This window comes from Nonomuraea sp. NPDC002799, from assembly GCF_053592075.1.
The window spans coordinates 1-3902 of record NZ_JBSFVA010000111.1 but is presented as its reverse complement, the minus strand read 5'-3'; the positions used below and the strand labels follow the sequence as shown (position 1 = coordinate 3902).

Genomic DNA, 3902 nt, shown 5'->3' with positions numbered 1-3902 from the left:
CCGACTTCCGTACGCTGGCCCGCTGGTTCGCCACCGCCCCCGGCGAGGACGACGCGCACCGGCTGTGGGACGCCGCGTTCGGGCTGGGCCCGGCCAGGCACGCGCATCTCGGGCACGCCGACGCCGAGCTCATCCCGGCCGGAGTGCCGTGGGCCGAGGCCGAGCCCGTGCACGTCTCGGCGCTGCTGCGCTCGCGCGGGCGCACCGAGCGGATGGGGCGCACGGGGAAGGTCCGCGACGTGGTGGCGCTGCGGGCGGAGCGCAAGGCGCGGGCCGAGAAGGAGCGGGCCGAGCTGGAGGCCGCGTGGTCGGCGCTGGCCGCCACGGGGGCGATGCGGTTGTCGCAGGTGGGGGAGCTCGACCACGACACGTTCGGGCGGCTGCTCGACCTGCTCGGGCGGGCGCTGGCCGAGCGCCCCGACTCGACCGGGGTCCGCCGGGCCGTCACCTCCGACGGGCGGGTCGAGATCGTCCTCAAGGCTCCCGGCGACGGGGCGGTGGCGGTGTTGCGCACGCCGGAGGGCTGGTTCCGGGGCCCCGACTTCCTCATCGACGTGCGGTCCCTCGGGCGCGCGGAGGATTATCGCGGGCAGGCGGCCGGCACATGAGCACGCTGGCCAACCAGCTCGTCAGGGCCGAGAAGGAGGAGATCTCGCGGGCGATCAGGACTCTTCTCGGCCGGCCCCTGGTGTCCCTGCACGACGATCCGGCCGTGTTCGACCTGATCAGGAAGCGCCGGCAGCCGCTCACGCAGTGGTTCGACTACTTCTGCGGCTGGCGGCTGGTCATCGAGCCCCGCCAGGGATACGCGCGCCTGGTCAAGGTCAGGTCCGAGGCCGCCGCCACCCGGCCGGCCCGTCGCCGCCGCACCACCAGGGCGCCGTTCGACCGGCGCCGCTACACCCTGCTCTGCCTGTGCGCGGCCGAGCTGCTCACCTCACCCGTGACCACGATCGGGATGCTGGCCCAGCGGGTGGTGCAGGCCGCCGCGGTGGAGGAGGACGTGCCGGGGTTCGATCCGGTACGGGGTGACGAACGGGCCGCGTTCGTGGACGCACTCAAGCTTCTTGAGCACTACGGCGCGGTCACCGCCATGGACGGGACGACCGACGCCTACCTCGACGACGAGGACGCCAAGGTGCTCTACCGGGTCGACACGACCCGCGTGATCAGGCTCCTCGCCGCGCCGGTGCCACCCTCCAGGGTCGCCACCGCCGGCGCAATCGACGGCGCCGACCGTGATGGCGTCGATCGGGATGGTGCCGGCCGCGACAGGGCTGCCCACGGCGGCGCCGACCTGCGGGCGCTCACCACGGAGGCCCGTTATGGCGCGGACGAGCCGACCGAGACCCAGCGCAACCTGTGGGCCCGGCACTCGCTCGTCCGCCGCCTCCTCGACGAGCCCGTCGTCTACCGCGACGACCTGACCCCCGCCCAGTCCGCCTACGCCGCCTCGCTCACCGGCCGCCAGATCATCCGGCGCGCGGCCGAGGAGGCCGGGTTCGTCCTGGAGGAGCGCGCGGAGGGCTTCCTGCTCATCGACACCGACGCCATCGCCACCGACACCAAGTTCCCCGACGACAGCAGCCACGCCAAGGTGGCCGCCCTGCTCATGCTCGACCTGCTCGTCTCCTCCGGCCCCGTGACCGGCGCGCGTCTCGACGCCGAGGCGACCGGCTTGCTGCGCCGCTTCCCGCAGTGGGCCAAGGCCTACCAGTCGGACGGCGGCGGCCCCCGGCTGGCCGCCGACGCGCTGGAGGTGCTCACGCTGTTCGGGCTGGCCCGCCGCACGGGTGACCAGATCGCCGCCCTGCCCGCCGCGGCCCGCTACCGGATCGATCGCGGAACGGCCGTCCAGGAGGAATCATGACCGTCACCGAGCTCACCCCCGTCCGCGTCGCGCCGGGGATGGACGCCCGATGGACGCCCATACGCGCCGGGATCGTCAACGTGTGGCGCTACTACGACGAGGTGTTCGAGTTCCACCGGGGGCGGCTGCTGCTGCGCGGGCCCAACGGCAGCGGCAAGTCCAAGGTGCTGGAGCTGCTGCTGCCGTACGTGCTCGACGCCAGCCTGAAGCCGAGCCGGCTGTCCACGTTCGGCGGCACCGAACGCACCATGCACTGGAACCTGATGGGCGACGGCGCCGGCGGCACCACCCGCGTCGGCTACGTATGGCTGGAGTTCCAGCACGCGGACGGCCGCTGGTTCACCTGCGGCGCCCGGCTCCAGGCGACCGTCCACACCAAGAACGTCACCGCCGCCTACTTCACGGCGGACGCCCGCGTCAGCAGCTCCTCCGCCAGAGTCCGGGACGGCGCCGAGGACCGAGCCAGGGATGGCGCCCGAGATGACGCCCCCGACGGCGTCCGGCTCACCGGCGCGGGCGGCCAGCCGCTGACCAAGGCGCAGCTCGCCGAGGAGCTCGGCACGTCCGGCAAGGTCCACGACTCCGCCGAGGCCTACCGCACCGTCGTACGCCAGACGCTCTACCGCGCGCTCAACGAGCAGCGCTACGACTCGCTGCTCACCGCGCTGCGCCAGCTCCGCACCCCCAAACTGTCCGAGCGCCTCGACCCCGGTCTGCTGTCCGAGCTGCTGTCGAGCGCCCTGCCGCCACTCGGCGAGGGCGAGATCCACGAGATCGCCGAAGGGTTCGAGCGGCTCGACCGGCAGCGCGAGGAGCTGCGGCTGCTCGACCGCGACGTGGACGAGGCCGAACGGCTCGCGGCGAGGCAGCGCGGTTACGCCCAGCGGGTCCTGCGGGCCGCCGCCGCCGCGGTGACGTCCGCCGGATACACCCTCGACTCGCTGGCCGCCGAGGCCAAGGCCAAACGCGAGGCACTGAAGGAGGCCGAGCAGGAGCTGCACGCCACGACGGTCCGGCTGGGGGAGGAGGAAGCGCAGGAGCTGGCCCTGGCCGCGCAGATCGACGGGCTCAAGGAGAGCGACGCCTACAAGGCGGGCAGCGACCTGCACCGGCTCCGTACAGAGGCGCAGGCCGCGCATGAGACGGCGGCCCGCTTCCGCGACCAGGCGGGGGCGGCGGCGCGGTCGGCCATGGCCAAGCAGGAGCTGTCGGTCCTCGCCGAATCCGCCGCCCGCACGGCCGCCGGGCTCGCCGACCGCGCCAGGACCGAGGCCCGCCAGGCGGCGGAACGCGCCGGCCTGCTCGGCGTCCACGAGGAGACCGAACGCGCCGGACGCCCTCCCCACGACACCCTCCGCCCCGACCGGCCTGGCACATCCCCGGATGGCGTCTCCGGCCCCGACCGGCCTGGCGCGTTTCCGGGTGGCGTCTCCAGCCGCGACCGGCCTGGCGCGCTTTCGAGTCGTGCCTCCACCCCCGGCGCGCTCCCTGGCGGTGGCTCCGACAACGAGGAAGTCGTGCGCAGGGCCCGTGACCTGCTGCGCGCCGCCGTCACCAGCCGCGCCGCCCAGATCAGGGAGGTGCGTGCGGCCGCCCTGGCCCACGAGGAGGCGATCCATCGCCGCACCACCGCCGAGCAGGACCGCGACCGCGTCCGCGACGACCTGGCCACCGCCACGGCGACCCACGAGCAGGCCGAGCGCGACCGCGAGGACCACCTGCGCGACCTGACCGCCGCGCTGGCCGAATGGGCGGCCCGGTGCACCCAGCTCCAGCTCGTCCCCGATGAGGTGGCGAGCCTGGCCGACCGGTTCGAGCAGGCCGACGACCTGGTCGGCGAGGCCCGCACCACCGCCGCCGTCCGGCTGGCCGCCCACGAGCAGCGCCTGACCGGCATCCGCGAGCAGATGCGCGCCGAACGAGCCGAGCTGGCCCGCGAGCGCGAACGCCTCGACGACCAGACACTCAGCCACCTGTCGCGCAAGACCGGCCACACGCTGGCCTGCCGCGAGGACGCTGACCGGCTGCTGCG

Annotated in this window: 2 protein-coding genes and 1 pseudogene; all 3 read left to right on the top strand. The window is 74.4% G+C overall.

Translation table 11 applies throughout. From position 1 onward, the window contains the following. On the top strand, window positions 1-608 hold a 608-nt coding region (locus ACWD0F_RS51790; protein ID WP_449890489.1), incomplete at its 5' end, for a TIGR02677 family protein. Next, a complete protein-coding gene (locus ACWD0F_RS51785) occupies window positions 605-1870 on the top strand; it encodes a TIGR02678 family protein (protein ID WP_449890487.1) in 1266 nt (421 codons plus the stop codon). The genes ACWD0F_RS51790 and ACWD0F_RS51785, both read left to right, overlap by 4 nt. Beyond that, window positions 1867-3902 (top strand): annotated as a pseudogene (locus ACWD0F_RS51780) (hypothetical protein); the annotation flags it as partial. The gene ACWD0F_RS51785 and the pseudogene ACWD0F_RS51780, both read left to right, overlap by 4 nt.